The sequence below is a fragment of the Rahnella variigena genome (assembly GCF_003610915.1).
In the GTDB taxonomy this organism is placed as follows: Bacteria; Pseudomonadota; Gammaproteobacteria; order Enterobacterales; family Enterobacteriaceae; genus Rahnella; species Rahnella variigena.
This window is the reverse complement of the sequence record NZ_NSDJ01000001.1, coordinates 370,467-389,889: the sequence shown is the minus strand read 5'-3', so window position 1 is coordinate 389,889 and position 19,423 is coordinate 370,467. Positions and strand designations below refer to the sequence as shown.

At 53.7% G+C, this 19,423-nt stretch carries 17 protein-coding genes; 12 read left to right on the top strand and 5 right to left on the bottom strand.

Annotation, left to right across the window (positions count from 1 at the left end):
* The first annotated feature begins 92 nt into the window (after nucleotides 1-92).
* From pilM to trpS, 11 genes are all read left to right on the top strand, one after another.
* Nucleotides 93-926, top strand: coding sequence for a pilus assembly protein PilM (pilM, locus tag CKQ54_RS01945; protein WP_120162603.1), 834 nt, complete (start codon nucleotides 93-95; stop codon nucleotides 924-926).
* Nucleotides 926-1,489 (top strand): PilN domain-containing protein, encoded by a 564-nt coding sequence (locus CKQ54_RS01940; RefSeq protein ID WP_120162602.1) that lies wholly within the window; start codon nucleotides 926-928, stop codon nucleotides 1,487-1,489. Before pilM ends, CKQ54_RS01940 begins: the two co-directional genes overlap by 1 nt.
* Nucleotides 1,486-2,331, top strand: a complete 846-nt coding sequence (locus CKQ54_RS01935; RefSeq protein WP_120162601.1) for a pilus assembly protein PilO — start codon at nucleotides 1,486-1,488, stop codon at nucleotides 2,329-2,331. Before CKQ54_RS01940 ends, CKQ54_RS01935 begins: the two co-directional genes overlap by 4 nt.
* 30 nt (nucleotides 2,332-2,361) lie before the next feature.
* On the top strand, nucleotides 2,362-3,621 hold the full coding sequence (hofQ, locus tag CKQ54_RS01930; protein ID WP_120162600.1) for a DNA uptake porin HofQ: 1,260 nt from the start codon (nucleotides 2,362-2,364) through the stop codon (nucleotides 3,619-3,621).
* A 348-nt stretch (nucleotides 3,622-3,969) separates the two neighbouring features.
* The gene (aroK, locus tag CKQ54_RS01925; protein WP_014333540.1) at nucleotides 3,970-4,491 is read left to right on the top strand and encodes a shikimate kinase AroK; all 522 of its coding nucleotides are present in this window, start codon (nucleotides 3,970-3,972) and stop codon (nucleotides 4,489-4,491) included.
* Nucleotides 4,492-4,548: 57 nt separating this feature from the next.
* Nucleotides 4,549-5,631 carry a 3-dehydroquinate synthase gene (gene aroB, locus CKQ54_RS01920; protein ID WP_113877185.1) on the top strand — a complete coding sequence of 361 codons (1,083 nt, stop codon included), beginning with the start codon at nucleotides 4,549-4,551 and terminating at the stop codon, nucleotides 5,629-5,631.
* A gap of 128 nt (nucleotides 5,632-5,759) precedes the next feature.
* On the top strand, nucleotides 5,760-6,815 hold the full coding sequence (locus CKQ54_RS01915; RefSeq protein WP_113877184.1) for an SPOR domain-containing protein: 1,056 nt from the start codon (nucleotides 5,760-5,762) through the stop codon (nucleotides 6,813-6,815).
* Nucleotides 6,816-6,895: 80 nt separating this feature from the next.
* Complete coding sequence (dam, locus tag CKQ54_RS01910) at nucleotides 6,896-7,708, top strand: adenine-specific DNA-methyltransferase (RefSeq protein WP_113877183.1); 813 nt, start codon at nucleotides 6,896-6,898, stop codon at nucleotides 7,706-7,708.
* Nucleotides 7,709-7,757: 49 nt separating this feature from the next.
* Nucleotides 7,758-8,435, top strand: coding sequence for a ribulose-phosphate 3-epimerase (gene rpe / locus CKQ54_RS01905; RefSeq protein ID WP_113877182.1), 678 nt, complete (start codon nucleotides 7,758-7,760; stop codon nucleotides 8,433-8,435).
* A complete protein-coding gene (locus tag CKQ54_RS01900; RefSeq protein WP_113877181.1) occupies nucleotides 8,428-9,126 on the top strand; it encodes a phosphoglycolate phosphatase in 699 nt (232 codons plus the stop codon). The genes rpe and CKQ54_RS01900 overlap by 8 nt, the downstream gene beginning before the upstream one ends.
* Before the next feature lies 1 nt (nucleotide 9,127).
* On the top strand, nucleotides 9,128-10,144 hold the full coding sequence (trpS, locus tag CKQ54_RS01895) for a tryptophan--tRNA ligase (RefSeq protein WP_112288630.1): 1,017 nt from the start codon (nucleotides 9,128-9,130) through the stop codon (nucleotides 10,142-10,144).
* 63 nt (nucleotides 10,145-10,207) lie between these two features.
* Here the strand turns inward: trpS and CKQ54_RS01890 are convergent, their stop codons facing one another.
* The 5 genes from CKQ54_RS01890 to nirB all read right to left on the bottom strand — a co-directional run bounded on the left by CKQ54_RS01890 (nucleotide 10,208) and on the right by nirB (nucleotide 17,864).
* A complete protein-coding gene (locus tag CKQ54_RS01890) occupies nucleotides 10,208-11,935 on the bottom strand; it encodes a ShlB/FhaC/HecB family hemolysin secretion/activation protein (protein ID WP_120162599.1) in 1,728 nt (575 codons plus the stop codon).
* 139 nt (nucleotides 11,936-12,074) lie between these two features.
* Nucleotides 12,075-13,235, bottom strand: a complete 1,161-nt coding sequence (locus CKQ54_RS01885; RefSeq protein ID WP_120162598.1) for a collagen-like triple helix repeat-containing protein — start codon at nucleotides 13,233-13,235, stop codon at nucleotides 12,075-12,077.
* A 239-nt stretch (nucleotides 13,236-13,474) separates the two neighbouring features.
* Nucleotides 13,475-14,857 (bottom strand): siroheme synthase CysG, encoded by a 1,383-nt coding sequence (gene cysG / locus CKQ54_RS01880; RefSeq protein WP_120162597.1) that lies wholly within the window; start codon nucleotides 14,855-14,857, stop codon nucleotides 13,475-13,477.
* A 104-nt stretch (nucleotides 14,858-14,961) separates the two neighbouring features.
* Nucleotides 14,962-15,312 (bottom strand): nitrite reductase small subunit NirD, encoded by a 351-nt coding sequence (gene nirD, locus CKQ54_RS01875; RefSeq protein ID WP_120162596.1) that lies wholly within the window; start codon nucleotides 15,310-15,312, stop codon nucleotides 14,962-14,964.
* Nucleotides 15,309-17,864: a nitrite reductase large subunit NirB gene (nirB, locus tag CKQ54_RS01870; protein ID WP_120162595.1), complete on the bottom strand. Its 2,556-nt coding sequence runs from the start codon at nucleotides 17,862-17,864 to the stop codon at nucleotides 15,309-15,311. Before nirB ends, nirD begins: the two co-directional genes overlap by 4 nt.
* Nucleotides 17,865-18,086: 222 nt before the next feature.
* On the opposite strand from nirB, the gene CKQ54_RS01865 reads away from it, so the two are divergent.
* Nucleotides 18,087-19,370 (top strand): cytosine deaminase, encoded by a 1,284-nt coding sequence (locus CKQ54_RS01865; RefSeq protein WP_120162594.1) that lies wholly within the window; start codon nucleotides 18,087-18,089, stop codon nucleotides 19,368-19,370.
* Nucleotides 19,371-19,423 lie beyond the last annotated feature (53 nt).

Sequence of the window (19,423 nt, the reverse complement as noted above, 5' to 3'; positions counted from 1 at the left end):
CAGTTTATAAACAACCGCGCGGTAGTATAAAGGCAAGCCAGCAACATGGATACGTTCTTTTATTTACCTGACAATATGGAGATTGGGCGAAAATGAGACTACAAGCATGGCAGGTAGGTCTGGATATTCAAGCCGGTTTTGCCCGTGCGATCGCCGTTCAGCGGCGGCGGAATGGCTGGCAATTACGTCACTGGTGGCAGCATTCGCTGCCTTCCTTCACATTGAGGGAGGGGATATTACATGAGACCGCGCCGCTGATCGCCATTTTATCGTGCTGGCGAAAAACCCTCCCGACGACATTTTCTCTGCGAATTACCCTTCCGGCACAACGGATTATGCAACAACGCATGGCGGCGCCGGATCCCCGTTTGCGCGATCCGGCCCGCAGTGCGTTTATCTTTGCGCATGCAGCGAAACAGTTTCCGCTGGGCATGGAACATCTGGTGATGGATTACCGCGCTGATCCGCACGGCGACAATCAGGTGGTGGTCACCGCAGCCAGACAACAGGAAATTCAGCAATGGATGGAATGTCTGTCTCAGGCGCAGCTTTATCCGGATGCCATCGAACTGACCCCCTGCGCACTTCAGGTGGCGGCTTTTGCTGCCGGCCTTCCGGGTGACGCATTGCTGGTTCATCGGCTTGATGACGGATTCCTCTGGGCCTCGCCCCACAGTTTGCCATTTCAGTTTGGTTTGTCTGATGACGCATCTGAAGATCTGCCGCTGTCAGAACGCATCCGCCAGCAATACCGCGCGGCGGCGTTGTGCCACAGCGAATGCTTTTTCAGCGGAGCGTCTCCACTTCCGGCAATGCAATGCTGGTCGCCCCTCAGTGCTATTGCGCAGTTATCCGCGCCGTTGCCCGTCAATCCGGGGGATTTTGCACCCGCAGTTGGGCTGGCATTGCGGCAGGGCGATCACTGATGCTGCAGGTAAATTTATTGCCCTGGCGGAAACTTCGCCTGCAGCGCCGGAGCCGTTACTGGCTGAAAATGTTTATCAGTTTTCCGGCGATTATCACGATGACTTTTCTGACACTGACCGCCTTTCTCGTTCAGGAGCGGGCACTGCGGCAACTGCATTTATCTGCGCTGAATACCTCTGTTCAGGTGTTATCGCGCCAGCTGCTGGAGGTGAACGCGGCAACGGAACGGGTAAAAACGCTGAATGCGCAGCGTCTGGCTGCTCTTCAGCAACTGAAGCGAAGTCAGGATTATCTTCAGTTACTGGAATTAGTGGCTGCGCAGATCCCGCAAGACGTGAGCCTGACTGAAATGACGGAGCATCAGCAAGCTCTGACGCTGAAGGGAGAGGGCCACTTTTATCACGATATTTTGTCTTTCCGGGACGTGCTGGCGGCCAGCGGGTTGTTTGGCAACGTCAGCCTTTCTGATGTTCAGCAACAACCTGACCGGATACTGAGCTTCGTGATAAAGACACAATTCCGTTCCGCCAGTCCCGCGCCTGAACAAGGGAAAGCGCCATGATGAGGCTTTTTTCAGAACGCCTCGAGCCGCTGATGGAAAAACGGGCCTGGCAGAGAGGCCTGACTCTGACCGCTGGCGTGCTGGTTCTGATGCTGTTGCTTTACGTCTTCGCATTTCGCGGATTGTGGCAGCAACAGGATGCACTGACACGGGATATTGCGGTCGCACAGCGCACCGTTTTTCAGTCTCAGAGGGATTTGTTGCGTTTACCTCCGCTGAGCACCCTGAAGCAGGAAATCCAAAATAACGCCGCTCTTGTGCAAGAGAGTTTGCCGCTAGCGCAACAATTTGCTCAGCCGCTGAAAGACGCCGGAGCAGAGTTGCTTCGCTGGTCGCCAGCCCTGCAGCCGAAAGCAGAAGAGCAGGGGACGCTGGATTTGCAGCTGACTTTTTCCGGCCTGATACATTTTCTTCATGCCTTGCTGCAACGTCCGGAACATCCCGCGTTCAGTGAGCCGGATATCAGGATGACTGCCTCCGGCTTAAAAGCATCGATTCTGCTGACGCAAACGACCGGTACCGGCGGTTTGGCTTTCAACTCACCCGGCGCTGTGGCCGCGCGCGACCCTTTTTCACGTCTGGCTTCCACAACATGTCCCGACGATTCTGCGATGTCGGGTTGGATCCTGAGCGGCATTTCACAGGTGGGTGGCCGGCAATCGGGCTGGCTGTTATCACCGGATGGACGCTGGACAAAAGTCGAGGCCGGTAATCAGGTGGGAACGCCCGCATGGACGGTTGAAACTCTTAACGCCTCGCAGGCAGAGCTCAGTCTCAGCGAGCCACGGTGCGGTTTGCTGCGCCAGACTCTGCGCTTGGGTAAGAACTCTGCGTTTAAGTAAGAAAAACGATTCTCCATGGAAAGGAAAATAATGAAATACATCAATCATAAACTGGCTTTTATTCTGCTTTGCCTGTGTCTAAGTCCGGTGAAAGCTGCCCCGGCGCTTATTTCTCTGGAGTTTCCGTCATCACCTGTCGGCCTGGTCTTGCAGGCACTGGCGGATTCGCGACAACTTAACCTGGTCACTGCACCGGGTGTGGACGGCGAAATCAGCGTGAAGCTCAAAGAGGTGCCGTGGCAGCAGGCGCTCGACATCATCCTGAAAATGAGCCATCTCACCAGCGAGTTGCAGGGTAATGTTTTACTGGTGTTTCCGGTGGTTGACCCGCTGATTCAGCGACAGCAGCAGGAAGATGCCGCCGGGCAACGGGCGCTCAACAGCCCGATTATCAGCATGACCGTGCCGCTGCGGTATGCGGATGCCAAAGATACTGCGCAGAGTCTGAATACCCAAAAAGGGTCGTTGCTTTCGGTGAAAGGCAATGCCTCGGCCGATACCCGTACCAATACGCTTTTATTACGTGATACGCAGGAGGCGCTGGACGTTGTGGCGCCGTGGATAAAAGAAATGGATTTCCCGCTACAGCAGGTACAACTGGCGGCACATATCGTAACGATGAACAGTGAGAGCTTGCGGGAGTTGGGCGTGCAATGGGGGTTTAACGGTGACGAGCCGATCACGAAAGCCGTGCGTATGAACAATTTCAGTATGGGAATGCCGGTAGAGAATCCGATATTTACGGCGGGCTTCAATCTGGCGCACATCAGCGGGCGGATCCTGGAACTGGAACTGACGGCCCTTGAGCAGGAAGATAAGGTGGATATTATTGCCAGTCCGCGCCTGATGACGGCGCATATGCAAACCGCCAGTATCAAGCAGGGGACCGAAATTCCTTATCAGGTTTCGAGCGGCGCCAGTGGCAGCACATCCATTGAATTCAAAGAAGCTGTGCTCGGGATGGAAGTGACGCCGAAGATCTTACGCGACGGGCGCATTCAGATGGCCTTACAGATAAGCCAGAACATGCCGGGAAGAAGTATAAAACAGTCAGAAGGCGAGGCACTGGCTATCGACAAGCAGGAAATTAAAACTCAGGTGACGGTGAAGGATGGGGAAACCATTGTGCTTGGCGGGATATTTCAGCGTAAAAATCAAAAAACAGACACAAAAGTGCCGGTGCTGGGCGATATGCCGGTGGTCGGTTCCTTGTTTAAACACCAGTACACAAGTGAACAGCGGCGTGAGTTGGTGATTTTTATCACTCCGACCCTAATCCACACGCGATAAACGGGTATTCTGACTTAACGTAAATTGCACAATAACGTTGAGCACATGCAACTTTTTGTGTCGCAAGAGGCTTCTGCGTTTGACGCTGCCGTCGATTTAGCTTACAAGGGTTACCGAATTGAGCACCGTGATCTTTTTATTACGACAGACACGCCGATAAAAACGTACGGTTTCCCTCCTGCGGCGTGCAAAGTGATTTATTCGGTTGCCAAACTACCAAGAGTGTTGAGATAATTTTTTTCTGATCTCGCACTATATCGCTCATGAGGTTTCAGTTTAGGTCCCGCCGCTAATTTGATTGGCGGGGCGGGTTATCATCAACGAATTGTCTTAGTAATACCGAAAAACATGGCAGAGAAACGCAATATCTTTCTGGTTGGGCCTATGGGTGCCGGCAAAAGCACTATTGGTCGACAGTTAGCTCAGCAACTCAATATGGAGTTTTTCGACTCCGATCACGAAATTGAGCGACGTACCGGAGCTGATGTGGGCTGGGTATTTGATTTAGAAGGCGAAGACGGATTCCGCGACCGCGAAGAAAAAGTGATCAACGAACTGACCGAAAAACAAGGCATTGTTCTGGCAACAGGTGGCGGTTCCGTGAAATCACGTGAAACCCGTAACCGTTTGTCAGCGCGTGGCGTTGTCGTCTATCTTGAAACTACCATCGAAAAACAACTGGCGCGTACACAACGCGACAAAAAACGTCCATTATTACAAGTGAGTGCTCCGCCACGTGAAGTGCTTGAAGCACTGGCGAGAGAGCGCAATCCTTTGTATGAAGAGATTGCCGACGTCACTATTCGTACCGATGATCAAAGTGCCAAAGTCGTTGCTAACCAGATTATTAACATGCTGGAAAGTAACTGATTATTGGTTTCCATCATTGCCTGAGGGTGTCAGTTAAAGAAGGTCACAGAGCACGACATGGAGAGGATTACCGTAACGTTAGGGGAGCGTAGCTACCCCATTACGATTGCTGCCGGATTGTTCCACGATCCGGCTTCTTTTATGCCGGTAAAGGCAGGCGATCAGGTCATGATAGTGACCAATGAAACCCTCGCCCCTCTCTATCTGGACGCAATCCGTTCAGTGCTGGAGCAGGCAGGCGTTCGTGTTGATCAGGTGATTTTGCCTGATGGTGAACAATACAAATCCCTGGCTGTTCTAAATGACGTGTTTTCCGCGCTGCTTGAAAAGCCGCACGGACGTGATACCACGCTTGTCGCCCTTGGCGGCGGCGTTGTCGGTGATTTAACCGGCTTCGCCGCAGCCAGTTATCAACGCGGTGTACGCTTTGTTCAGGTGCCTACCACGCTGCTTTCTCAGGTCGATTCCTCTGTTGGCGGTAAAACAGCGGTAAACCATCCCCTCGGAAAAAACATGATCGGCGCGTTTTATCAGCCTGCGTCGGTGGTGGTTGATCTCGACTGTCTGAGAACTCTGCCTGCCCGTGAAATGTCATCGGGTCTCGCGGAAGTCATCAAATACGGCATTATTTTGGATGCCGACTTCTTTACCTGGCTTGAAGACAACATGGACGCTCTGCTGGCGCTGGATATGAACGCGCTGGCTTACTGCATCCGTCGTTGCTGCGAGCTGAAAGCCGAGGTTGTGGCAGCCGATGAACGTGAAAACGGACTGCGCGCCTTGCTGAATCTGGGCCATACTTACGGCCATGCTATTGAAGCAGAAATGGGTTATGGCAACTGGTTGCACGGCGAGGCTGTGGCGGCCGGGATGGTGATGGCCTGTTATACGGCTCATCGTCTTGGGCAATTCAGTCTGGGTGATATTGCCCGGGTGAAAGCGTTGCTGACTCGTGCGGGTTTACCGGTAACCGGTCCCGAAACGATGGACGCCCCGTCTTATCTGCCCCACATGATGCGTGATAAGAAAGTGCTGGCTGGCGAGTTGCGTCTGGTTTTACCAAAAGCCATTGGTCAGTCTGAAGTACGCTCCGGCGTATCACATGAAATGGTGCTGGCTTCGATTGAAGATTGCCGTTAAGACTGCGGCCATAATTTTGGCCAGATAACGACCGATTTCACCCATGCCAGCAAAGCTTTATTTTTTTAGTCAGGATAGTTGCTCCGCGTAAAGCCAGTTAAGGCTTTTAGCCGGGTTGGAGGTTTTAGATGGATGATTTAACACCGGAAGACGATCTCAAACCAGACACCAGCGATCGCCGCCCGCCGCGCGCCCGCAAACCGTCTCCTTCCATTCCCAAAGTTGCTGTTTCCCGCCAGTACGTGATGATCGGCATCGGTATTGTGGTGCTGGTATTGCTGATTGTCGGCATCGGCTCCGCCATGAAGTCGCCAACATCCAATCAGCCAGCCCAGCAGAACAACGGACCGAAAGACATTAGTCTTGCCGGTAACGATGCAGCAGCGCCTGCTCAGCCTTCTGCCCAGGCTCAGGCCAATACGGCGCAAGCCGTTAACGGTCAGCAACCTGCTGATGGCCAGCAACCGAAGAGTATCGGCTTACCGCCGGTTTCCTCCACACCTACGGAAGCCCAGCCCGTTCCGGATAATGGTCAGGCGAAAGAGCGTGTCGATTTGCCTGGAGATATGAGTGATGCGTTATCTTCTCAGCAAAATCAGGTGGATAATGCCGCGCAGGGGGGGATGAATCCTGCTGCACAGTCACTGACCTCTTTGCCAACCGCCCCGGCGACCGTGAACGGTTCTGCCCGCACTCAGGCAGCGGCCGGTGCTCAACCATCCGCCTCGCATATCCGCCCGGCTCCGGTTGTTCGTAATCCGCAGACTTCACACACGGCGAAACCGGCAGAGCACAAACCTGCTGCGACCAGCCAGACTGCACATGCAACCAAACCGCAGGCTTCCAAATCATCGGCAACAGCGGCTCCGTCAGCGTCATCTTCTGTCGCATCGGCAGGCAGTTCAGCGGCCATCAAGTCAGCGCCGGGTACGCACTTTACCCTGCAATTAAGCGGTGCTTCTCAATCGAACTCGCTGAACGCCTTTGCTAAACAGCAAGGTCTGAAAAATTATCTGGTATATCAGACAGCCCGCGACGGGAAGCCGTGGTTTGTGCTGGTCAGTGGTAACTATGCTTCTTCTGCAGAAGCCAAACGTGCCATTTCCAGCTTGCCTGCGGAAGTTCAGGCGAAAAAACCGTGGGTCAAACCTGTACATCAGGTACAGCAAGACCTGAAAAAATGAAACTGATCTCAACGCGATTTGCTGTCTAAAAACAGGATACAATCCGCGGCTGTGAATTGTATAAGTAGCTAACTGACGGCATGAAGAAGAACCGCGCGTTTTTGAAGTGGGCTGGCGGCAAATACCCGCTGATTGATGACATCAAACGTCATCTTCCGGCGGGAGATTGTCTGATTGAGCCTTTTGTTGGCGCGGGCTCGGTATTTTTAAATACCGAGTATGACGCTTATATTCTGGCGGACATCAACAACGACCTGATCAACCTCTACAACATTGTGAAGACACGCACTGATGAATTTGTGCGTGATGCCCGTGTGCTTTTCACGCCAGAGTTTAATGAGTCAGAGCGTTTTTACGTCCTGAGGGCTGAGTTTAATGCCAGCAGCGACCCTTATCGTCGTTCAGTGCTTTTCCTCTATCTCAACCGCCATTGTTACAACGGCCTGTGCCGTTACAATCTCAGTGGGGCATTTAATGTGCCTTTCGGCCGTTATAAAAAGCCGTATTTCCCGGAAGAAGAACTCTACTGGTTTGCTGAAAAAGCAAAAAATGCAGTTTTTGTGTGTGAGCATTATCAGGACACTTTGCTGAAAGCACAGGTTGGCTCGGTGGTGTATTGCGATCCTCCGTATGCCCCGCTTTCTGCGACTGCAAATTTTACGGCTTACCACACCAACAGTTTTAGTATGGATGATCAGCGTAATCTGGCGCGGCTGGCGTATCAGCTTTCCCATGAGAATGATGTGCCGGTACTGATATCCAACCACGAAACACCACAAACGCTGGAATGGTACGCACAGGCGGTTCTGCATCGTGTTTCAGCACGGCGTACCATCAGCAGTAAAGTTGCAAAACGCAGCCTGGTGAATGAACTTTTAGCGCTCTACCGGTGATTGCCGTTCAGCGGTAATCGACGGATAACCCTATCGTTTGGAGAAGCGGATGAAACAGTTTTTGATTGCACCGTCCATTCTGTCGGCTGACTTTGCCCGTCTGGGTGAAGACACTGCCAAAGCACTGGAAGCTGGCGGAGATGTTGTCCATTTTGATGTCATGGATAACCACTACGTACCTAATCTGACGATGGGGCCGGCGGTACTGAAATCGCTGCGCAACTACGGCATTACGGCGCCGATCGATGTTCACCTGATGGTTAAACCGGTTGATCGTATCATCCCGGATTTTGCCGAGGCTGGTGCGACTTACATCACCTTCCATCCGGAAGCCTCAGAACACGTTGACCGTTCGCTGCAACTGATTAAAAGCCATGGCTGTAAAGCGGGTCTGGTGTTTAACCCTGCGACTTCGCTGAGTTATCTCGAATACGTGATGGATAAACTCGATGTGATCCTGCTGATGTCGGTGAACCCGGGCTTTGGCGGTCAGTCGTTTATTCCGGGCACGCTCGATAAACTGCGTCAGGTGCGTAAAATCATTGATGCCAGCGGTTATGACATTCGTCTGGAAGTTGACGGCGGTGTGAAAGCTGAAAATATCGGTGAAATCGCTGCGGCGGGCGCGGATATGTTCGTGGCCGGTTCAGCCATCTTTAATCAGCCGGATTACCGAAGCGTTATCGACCACATGCGCAGTGAGCTGGCTAAGGCCACCCATGACTGAGCCCCTGAAAGCCCTCGGTTTAGGCTTTGATCTCGACGGCACGCTGGTTGACAGCGCGCCCGGTCTTTCTGACGCGCTGGACAGGGCGCTGCAAGATTTTAATTTGCCTGCCGCAGGCGTTGAACGCCTGAGCACCTGGATTGGTAACGGTGCCGATATCATGGTTGAGCGCGCCGTGCGCTGGGCCGAAGGCGATTTATCACCGCAGTTTCTGCAGAAAGTGCGCGATAAATTCGATCACTATTATGCCGATACTGCCGCGGGCGGCAGCCGTTTGTACCCCCAAGTCAAAGAGACGCTGGCCGCTCTGGCCGCAGCCGGAATTCCGATGGGGCTGGTGACTAACAAACCGACGCCTTTCATCGCGCCATTACTGCAATCTCTGGGTATCGACAGCTATTTCACCGTGGTGATTGGCGGTGACGATGTCGTGGCGAAAAAACCGCATCCGGCACCCGTCTACATGACGTTAGCCTTGCTCGGATTGCGCGCCAGTGAAATGGTATTCGTGGGCGATTCCCGCAATGATATCCATGCCGCACAGGCCGCAGGTTGCCCGTGTGTCGGCATGACTTATGGCTATAACTACGGTGAAACCATCGCGCTGACCAAACCCGATCGTGTGCTGGATAATTTTGCCGACCTTTTGCCCACATTAGGGCTGTCATCTTTAAAAGATCAGGAAGCATAAAATGAGTAAACCCATCGTATTTAGTGGCGCACAGCCCTCCGGCGAATTGACCATTGGCAACTACATGGGTGCGCTGCGTCAATGGGTCAAAATGCAGGACGATTACGAATGCATTTACTGCATCGTCGATTTGCACGCGATCACCGTGCGTCAGGATCCGGAAAAACTGCGCAAAGCGACACTCGACACGCTGGCGCTGTATCTGGCGGTCGGCATTGATCCGAAGAAAAGTACCATCTTCGTGCAGTCTCACGTTCCTGAACACAGTCAGCTGAGCTGGGCGCTGAACTGCTACACCTATTTCGGTGAGCTGGGTCGTATGACGCAGTTTAAAGACAAGTCTGCGCGCTACGAGACTTCTAACAGCGAAAGCATCACTGCCGGTCTGTTCGACTATCCGGTGCTGATGGCGGCCGATATTCTGCTTTACCAGACCAATCAGGTGCCGGTGGGTGAAGACCAGAAACAACATCTGGAACTGAGCCGCGATATCGCTGCCCGTTTCAACGCGCTGTATGGCGATGTGTTTACTGTGCCTGAGCCGTTTATTCCGAAGTCTGGTGCCCGCGTGATGTCCCTGCAGGAACCGACCAAGAAGATGTCCAAGTCTGATGACAACCGTAAAAACGTTATCGGCCTGCTGGAAGATCCGAAAGCGGTGACCAAGAAAATTAAAAGTGCGATGACCGACTCTGAAGAGCCGCCAGTCATCCGTTACGACATTAAGAACAAGCCGGGCGTTTCTAACCTGCTGGATATTCTTTCCGGTGTCACTGGCAAAGCGATCCCTGAGCTGGAAGCAGAATTCGAAGGCCAGATGTATGGTCATCTGAAAGGCGCAGTGGCCGAAGCTGTTTCAGGCATGCTGACCGAGGTGCAGGAGCGCTTTAACCGTTTCCGCAGTGACGAAGCTTATCTGCAACAGGTGATGAAAGAGGGCGCTGAAAAAGCCCGCGCCCGTGCCAGCGTGACGCTGAAAAAAGCCTACGAAGCCATTGGCTTTGTCAGCTACGAATAATTCTGGTCTGGCATCAAAGTAAAAAAACCACGTCCCCGGACGTGGTTTTTTATTTTCAGCGCATCATGAGCCGGAACTGAAGTTATAGGTAAATGTCGCGTTATAACGCCAGTCGCGGGATGTGCTGTCGAGCGGCGTGTCGCCAATCGGGCGGGCGGCTTCCACGGATAACGTGTAATGACGGTTATCGCCAAACATCACACCGATGGCGTAAGACGACAGATTTTGCTTCGGTAACCCCTGCTGATTGAACCCCGTATGCGCCGCATCCACCACGGCGTAAGGCTGAATGGTTTTCAGCCACACTCCCTGTTCCAGGCTATGGATATAGCGCATTTCCACCTGTCCGCCGACGCCATAATCCCCCTGCGCATCGCTGTCCGGATAGCCACGCCCGTAATGCAGGGCACCAAAATTCACCCGCTCAGGCTCCGGCAAATCATTGTCAGACCAGTCGCCTTCAACCGACGCGCTGAGCCGCCATTTTTTATCAAACAGATACGCCGAGTCCCCGTTAAATTTCCAGCGGGTAAAGGTCAGATCGGCGTTGGGTGTCGAATTGGTGGCGCCGAGTCCGTCAATTCCCTGACGAACGTTAAACGTCGTATTCCAGTAAGACTGATCGTATTCCCGATATCCGGTCAGGGAAAGCTCGGCTGCCGGATAGCGTATCCGCTGGTTCACCTGCGGTAATTGCAGTTTCTGATCGCCGAGTCTTGCCAGTAAATCGTACTCATATTTCTTGTCGAGATAATCCAGACCGCCGCTGACCGTCCACTGTTTTTTCCGCGTCAGTTGTAACGGGTAACTGAATACCACGCCACCGTTGTATTGCGTTTGCTTATCCTGTGAATCCACAGTGATGCCGTTAGGCAGAAACAGGATGGTGTTGTAATCCTTGTCTTTCTGCTGGTAATAGCTGCCTTTAAGCTGCATCAGCAATCCATCGTCACCGAGATATTGCTGATAGTTCAGACCGGCATAGGTTTTGCGGGTATCACTTTCCAGCGGGATGAGTGTCGCAATACCCAGTTGTTCGCCGTAGGTGCTCAGGCCGCTCAGCGTGGCGTTCACCACCGCAGAACTGTCACCTTTGCGGGTATCCACGGCGGTGGCGATATTCCAGTTTCGCTGCCGCACCGCATCTACATTCAGCGCGGTGGCGCCGTAAATATTGTTCGGATTATTGGCCGTCGCGCTGACTTTAGTGTCCGGCGTGCGTTGCATCAGAATCGTGTAGCGCTCGAAGGTGTCCTGCGTCAGCGGTTTCTCCGCCATGATGTGCTGCGATAATTTGCTTAGCCAGCGGCCGACCTGCTGATTGTCGCTGTGGATTTGGGTTCCGGAAATATATCCTTCGACCAGCCCGACTTTGAGGGTGCCGTCTTTAAAGTTATCGGCCGGAATATAGGCGTAAGAGAGAATAAAACCGTCGCGGTGATAGCGTTGCGTGATGGAATCAGTGGCGGACAGTAATGCCGACAGCGGCACCTTTTTGCCCACAAAGGACGCGAAGGGCGCAACCAGAGAATCCAGCGGGTATTGAGTACCGCCGATAAACTGAATGTGTTTTATCTCAATCAGCGTCTGAGGTGTCAGCTTGGGGGCGGAATCTTTTGCCGGTAAGGAGTGTGAAGGTAAGGCGATTTTTTGCGTTTTGGCCGGAGGCTGGGAAATGGGCTCAGCCAGTTTGGCCGGGTTATTCGGGTCGATCAAAGTGGGAAACATATCTGCCGAACTGTAACCAATGGCAGAACCCAATAAAGCCACCATGCAGGATTTTATTCTCATAAATATTCCTTTGAACGCACAGGCAAATGTTGGAACCCGGTGAATCAAGCCCGCTCTGCGCAGGAAACCGGAGAGCGGGCTTTTTTACAGCTGAAGACAACAACGACAGATTTACAGCTATAGATTTACCACATCAGACTTATGGGGTTGTTTTGACTTTCAGACCCAGTCCTCCTGTGAGGCCGCCGACGGTGGTGCCCACGCCAGCAAGTAATCCTCCTGATTGTGAAGCCGATGCTCCTGCTCCGGCTGAGATGCTGCCGGAATTACTGGCGGTTGTCGTGGTGGTGCTGCTCGCCGGAACCAGGATCGTGCCGGTTTTAGAAACGGCCTGTCCGGTATCCGTCACCGTTGTCCCCAGGCCGGCTAGTGCTGGCGTGCTGGTGGAAAGTTGCGTGCCTGCGCCACTCACGGTGGTGCCGACCTGATTCAGCAAGCCGTTAACCGGTGCGCCCAGTCCTGTGGCACCGCCCACGGTTTGAGTAGTGCCCTGAATCTTGGCGACAACGGGGGTGACGATGCCGGTGGCGGCAGTGGTTACATTGGAGAGTGAGCCGGTCTGCACATTCGCGGCTAATCCGTTACCCGTGGTGGTGACCACTTTCCCGACATTATCCACCAGACCGCCTGCGGCTGATGTCACGCCACTGGCAGGTGTTCCGGTGGTGTTTGCTGCCAGAGAAGTACCCAGTCCGGAAACGCCGGTGCCTAAATCAGCCACGGCAACAGGTACACCGGCGACAGTGGTGCCTATTGCATTCGGATTGGTGCCGAGTTGTCCTACACCGTTTTGCACGCCGCTGCCGACGGCAGTTACGGCTTTACCGGTGCTGTCGATGATGGTCACGACGCCGGTACCGGCGACAGGAATATTACTGACTGGCGTCTGAGTTGCGATGCTGCTGACTTGCGTCCCTACACCGCTCACCGCACCGCCCGCACTGCTCAGGATGGTGCCCGTCGCGAGGGTTGTTGATGGTGTTGTTCCGGTCCCTGTTCCGGTGCCAGTCCCCGTTCCTGTGCCTGTTCCGGTACCCGTTCCGCTTCCATTCCCCGCAGTAGTTGTGCCATCACCTGTAGTGGTGGTTCCTGTCCCTGTACTGGTGCCGGTTCCTGCGGTAGTGGTTCCGTCACTGCCTGAAGTCGTTCCATCGCCGGTTGTTGCCGATCCGGTCGTGGATGTTTTTGCCGTATGAGAAGAACCGCCGCCGCCACTGCCGCTACAGGCAGCCAGTGACAGGGCGACTAAGATTGCCAGGGCAACCTTGTTAACATGACCAACATGAATGGTATGGCGCATGATTTGACCCTCCACGGGAGATTACGCCACAGTTGGCGTAATTAAAGTTTAAGGTGAAGATTCTGAATATTCCATTTGGGTCTGGTGATTATTTTGAATTGCGATCGCGAAAGGTGAGATAACAAGAATTATATTCTGTTATAAGATTTATCTTATAAGTGGAGGGCGAGAAGTGAATCTGAATTCACTTCTCTGAATTGATTAATAAAATAAATGGAGATTTTTTGAGCAGAAGGGCGTTACAGACGGGTTTCGCTGGCAAACCAGTTCAGTTTCTGACGCAAACTCACTACGGTACCTACAATGATCAAACTCGGGCTCTGTACCTGTGTCGCCAGATTACCGAGCTCAGTGAGAATGCCGGTGACCACGCGCTGCGTCTGGCTGGTGCCGTTTTCGACCAGTGCCACAGGCGTTTCTGCTGGCAACCCGTTTTCCAGCAGACGGCGCTGGATCTCAGAGGCCTGGGTCAGCCCCATATAAAACACCAGCGTTTGCTGACCCTGCGCCAGACAGGCCCAGTCTAAAACGCCATCCTGCTTTGCATGACCGGTGATGAGCCGCACGCTTTGCGCGTGATCGCGATGGGTCAGTGGAATGCCGCTATAGGCAGAGCACCCGGATGCCGCCGTGATACCCGGTACCACGGAAAATGCGATACCCGCGGCTTTCAGTGCTTCCAGTTCTTCGCCGCCACGGCCAAAGATAAAGGGATCGCCGCCTTTTAGCCGGACAACGCGTTTGCCCATTTGCGCCTGTTCCAGCAGGATTTCGTTGATACGTTCCTGCGGCACACAATGATGCCCGGCGCGTTTGCCGACAAAAATTCGCTCGGCATCACGACGTATCAGATTCATCACGCCGTCGGAAACCAGCCGGTCGTAAACCACCACATCGGCCAGTTGCATGTGCTGCAAACCTTTCAGTGTCAGCAATCCGGCATCGCCCGGCCCGGCACCGACCAGAATGACCTCGCCGTGTTTATCGACCGGTTCGCTGAACAGTTCTTCGAGATATTGCCCGCTTTGTGCCTCGTCATTATTCGCCAGCGACTGCGCCAGACGATGATGATTGAACAGCTTTTCCCACCAGCGGCGGCGCTCAGAGGCATCGGTAAAGTGCGTTTTCACGCGAGCCCGCAATCCGCCCGCCACCTGTGCCAGTTTGCCCAGATGTTGCGGCAAAATGGATTCCAGACGTTCACGCAGCAAACGCGCCAGCACCGGGGCATTGCCGCCGGAAGACACCGCGATCATCAGCGGTGAACGGTCGATGATCGACGGCATGATTACGCTGGCGCTTTCAGGGGCATCGACCACATTACAGAATACGCGGCGATGTTCAGCGGCTTCGCTGACTTCCTGATTCACTAAGTCTGAATCGGTCGCGGCGATCACCAGCCATTTTTCATCGACCAGCAACGGGGAAAATTCGCCTTTCAGCAGCCGGACTTTGCCTTCCTCAGCCCAGATCTGAAACTGTGACGTGAAGGTGAGGGCGTTAACCGTCAGTTTTGCACCGGCATCCAGCAGCAGGCGCGCTTTACGTTCAGCCACGTCACCGGCACCGACCAGCAAACAGGCTCTGTTTTTTAACTGACAAAAAAGGGGCAGGTAATCCATAGATAATCTTCTCTGAGATGGCGCGTTTTGATACGGCGTTCTTTTAACGACATTCTTTTAAATATGAACAACGCCGCCCGGAGGCGGCGTGGAAAGCGCGGAGTTTAGCTGGTTTGCACCTGAAGACTGGCGGTATTCAGTTCAACATTGCCGTCGTGGACACGCACGTCGTAGGCGGAAATTGAATGCGCTTCATCTTCCATACAAAGGCCGTCTGTCAGGCGAAAATGTTGTTTTTTCAGCGGACTGGCGACCCAGAGTTCGCCCTGATGTTCGGCGATAATCCCGCGTGACAGCACGCTGGCCTGCGCGAACGGGTCGATATTCGACAGCGCAAAAATCTGCTCGTCGGCATACGGACGGAACAGCGCGATTTGCTGACCGTCCGCCAGTGCGCAAACGCCGCAACCTGGCAGGATCTGATCGACAGAACAAAGCGTTAACCACTGGCTCATAATACTTCCTCCCCGTCAGCGATTTGTGTCACCGGAATACGCTCGTCCGGACGCGCCGGACGATGCTGCTGACGTTCACCGACGAACTGCACATTCGGGTCGCGCTGGCTGCTGTTGATAAAGTGGGTAAAGCGGGTTTGCGCCGCCGGGTCATTCAGCGTTTCCTGCCACTCGCAAACCGCGGATCCCCGCAGGCGCGACAGTTCGGCTTCCAGCTGATCGTTTAACCCCAGTTTGTTATCGATGATGACTTTACGCAGGTAGTCGATGCCGCCTTCGAGGTTGTCCATCCAGACTGACGTACGTTGCAACTTATCGGCAGTGCGGATGTAGAACATCATGAAGCGGTCGAGGTAACGCAGCAGGGTATCGTTATCAAGGTCGGCTGCCAGTAAATCGCCATGGCGAGGTTTCATGCCGCCGTTACCGCAGACGTACAGGTTCCAGCCATTTTCCGTCGCGATAATCCCGACATCCTTGCCCTGCGCTTCAGAACATTCGCGGGTACAGCCGGACACGCCGAACTTCATTTTGTGCGGCGTACGGATGCCTTTGTAGCGGTTTTCCAGGCTGATGCCGAAACCGAGGCTGTCGCCCACGCCGTAACGGCACCAGGTGCTGCCGACGCAGGTTTTCGCCATACGCAACGCTTTGGCGTAGGCCTGACCGGTTTCGAATCCGGCGTTGATCAGTTTCTGCCAGATGGCCGGTAAATCGTCTTTCTGCGCGCCGAACATGCCGATGCGCTGCGAGCCGGTGATCTTGGTGTAAAGATTATATTCAGCTGCGATTTCGCCAATCGCCTGCAACCCTTGCGGCGTGATTTCACCGCCCGGCGAGCGCGGGATCACGGAATAGGTGCCGTCTTTTTGCATGTTGGCGAGGAACACATCATTGGTGTCCTGCAACGGCGTGTGCTGTGGCTTGAGCACGTAATCGTTCCAGCACGACGCCAGCAGCGAGCCGACGGTCGGTTTACACACTTCGCAGCCGTAGCCTTTGCCGTATTTATTCAGCAAATCATCGTACGAACGGATGCCTTCAACGCGGATCAGGTGATAAAGCTCCTGACGTGAATAGGCGAAGTGCTCGCACAGATGATGATTAACTTCGATGCCCTGCTTGCTCAGTTCGGCATTCAGCACCTGTGTCACCAGCGGAATACAGCCGCCGCAGCCGGTACCGGCTTTGGTCGCTGATTTCAGTGCCGCTACGGTATGACAACCGCCCTGAACGGCTTTGATGATGTCGCCTTTAGTGACGTCAAAGCAGGAGCAAATTTGCGCGCTTTCCGGCAAGGCATCGGTACCAATGACCGCGCCGCCGCCGCTGCCTGCGTGGGCAGGTAAGATCAGCGCGTCCGGGTTTTCTGGCAACGGAATGCTGTTCAGCACCAGTTGCAGCAGATTGCCGTAATCGCTGGTATCACCCACCAGCACTGCGCCGAGCAGTGTTTTATTGTCTTCGCTGACCACCAGACGTTTATAGAGCGCCTTGCTTTCATCGAGGTAAACGTAGCTGCGCGCGCCCGGTGTGCGTGCGTGCGCATCACCGATACCGGCCACATCTACGCCTAACAGTTTCAGTTTGGCGCTCATGTCTGCGCCCGTGAAGGCGTTATCGCGACCAAGTAAATGGTCGGCGGTGACCTGCGCCATTTTGTAGCCCGGCGCCACCAGACCGAAGGTGCGCTGATTCCACGACGCACATTCGCCGATGGCGTACACATCCGGATCGCTGGTCTGGCACTGATCGTTAATCACGATGCCACCGCGCGGGGCGATGTCTAAATCACACTGGCGCGCCAGTTTATCCTGCGGGCGGATACCGGTAGAGAACACGATGAAATCGACTTCGAGGAAAGTGCCGTCGGCGAATTCCATCGTCTTACGGGCAGACGTGCCGCCCTGAACAATCTGTTTGGTATTTTTGGCGGTATGAACCTGCACACCCATGCTTTCGATTTTCTGGCGCAGCTGGCTGCCGCCCATGACATCGAGCTGTTCGGCCATCAGACCGGGTGCGAATTCAACTACATGCGTTTCAACGCCGAGGTTTTTCAACGCACCGGCGGCTTCGAGGCCGAGCAAACCGCCGCCGACTACTGCCCCGCGTTTGCTGCGACGGGCGCAGGATTCAATCGCGTGTAGGTCTTCAATGGTGCGGTAAACAAAGCAATCCTGACCGTCAGAGCCAGTGATCGGCGGAACCCACGGGTAGGAACCGGTCGCGATAATCAGTTTGTCGTAATACACCGTCCGGCCGCTGCTGGAATGAATAACTTTTTCCTGGCGGTTGAGCGTAATGGCGCGTTCGCCAATCAGCACATTCACGTTGTGCTTTTCGTAAAACCCTTCACGAACCAGTGACAGTTCTTCGGCGGTGTGATGTGAAAAATAGGAGGAAAGATGGACGCGGTCATAGGCCACGCGCGGCTCTTCACATAATACCGTGATGTCGAACTGACCCGGTTCTGCTTTATCCAGTAAGTCTTCGATAAAGCGATGGCCGACCATGCCGTTGCCAATAATCGCGAGTCTGACTTTGCTCATAATTGCCTCAATTTTGATTTTCTGAGGCTAAACATAACGCGCGCGTAACAGGGGGTATTGATGCAAATCAAGCCACTCCCAATATACTCCTTAGGAGGTATTTGGCTGATTTCATTGGGTTTTTATGTAACCTTTCGATTTATAAACACTTTCAGGCTATTGTTCTAAGATTAGCTTTAACATCAGTGATGATGACGTCTTTCTAAAACGATGAGGTAACGCGTGACCAAAACTCCTTTGCGTACCATTAAAAATGTACGCCTGCCTGACCGGGAAGGATTGTGGCAGATAGATATCGAAGACGGTGTCATTCGCCATATCACTTCGCAGCTTGATAATGCCGATTACGGCGAACATATCCTGGACGCGGAAGGCGGGCTGGCAATACCTCCTTTTATCGAGCCGCATATTCATCTCGATACTACGCAGACCGCCGGTCAGCCAGCGTGGAATCAGTCCGGTACATTATTTGAAGGCATTGAACGCTGGGCGGAACGCAAGGCGTTGTTGTCGCATGAGGATGTCAAACAGCGCGCATGGCAGACGCTGAAATGGCAAATCGCCAACGGCATTCAGCATGTGCGTACACATGTTGATGTTTCCGACCCGACGCTCACCGCGCTGAAAGCGATGCTCGAAGTGAAAGCCGAAGTTGCCCCGTGGGTAACACTGCAAATTGTGGCGTTCCCGCAGGAAGGTATTATGTCTTACCCGAACGGCGAAGCCCTGCTGGAAGAGGCGCTGAAGCTGGGTGCGGACGTGGTCGGCGCTATCCCTCATTTTGAATTCACCCGCGAATACGGCGTGGAATCTCTGCACAAAACTTTCGCGCTGGCGAAAAAATATCATGCGCTTATCGATGTGCATTGCGATGAAATTGACGATGAACAATCGCGTTTTGTCGAAACCGTCGCGGCACTCGCGCTGCGGGAAAACATGGGCGCACGCGTCACCGCCAGCCACACGACGGCGATGCATTCCTACAACGGCGCTTACACCTCGCGCTTATTCCGCCTGCTGAAGATGTCGGGAATTAACTTTGTCGCCAATCCGCTGGTGAATATTCATCTGCAGGGACGGTTTGATACCTATCCGAAACGCCGCGGCATTACGCGGGTCAAAGAGATGCTGGACGCTGGCATAAACGTCTGTTTTGGTCATGACGATGTGTTTGACCCGTGGTATCCGCTGGGCACTGCCAGTATGTTGCAGGTGCTGCACATGGGGCTGCATGTTTGCCAGCTGATGGGTTATCAGCAAATTGATGACGGGCTGAAGCTGATTACGACTTACAGCGCGCGCACCATGAATCTGGACGGTTATGGTCTGGAAAGTGGCAACGCCGCCAGTCTGGTGATCCTGCCAGCAGAAAGCGGATTTGATGCGCTACGCAGGCAAGTCCCTGTGCGCTATTCCATCCGGCAGGGCTCGGTGATAGCCGAAACTCAGCCTGCGAAAACGACGATCCATCTTGATAAAGATTATCCCGTTAATTTCAACAGCTAACCGCTGAGAAAACGATAGTAACAATTTGAAATATCTGAAAAAGTTGCTATGAA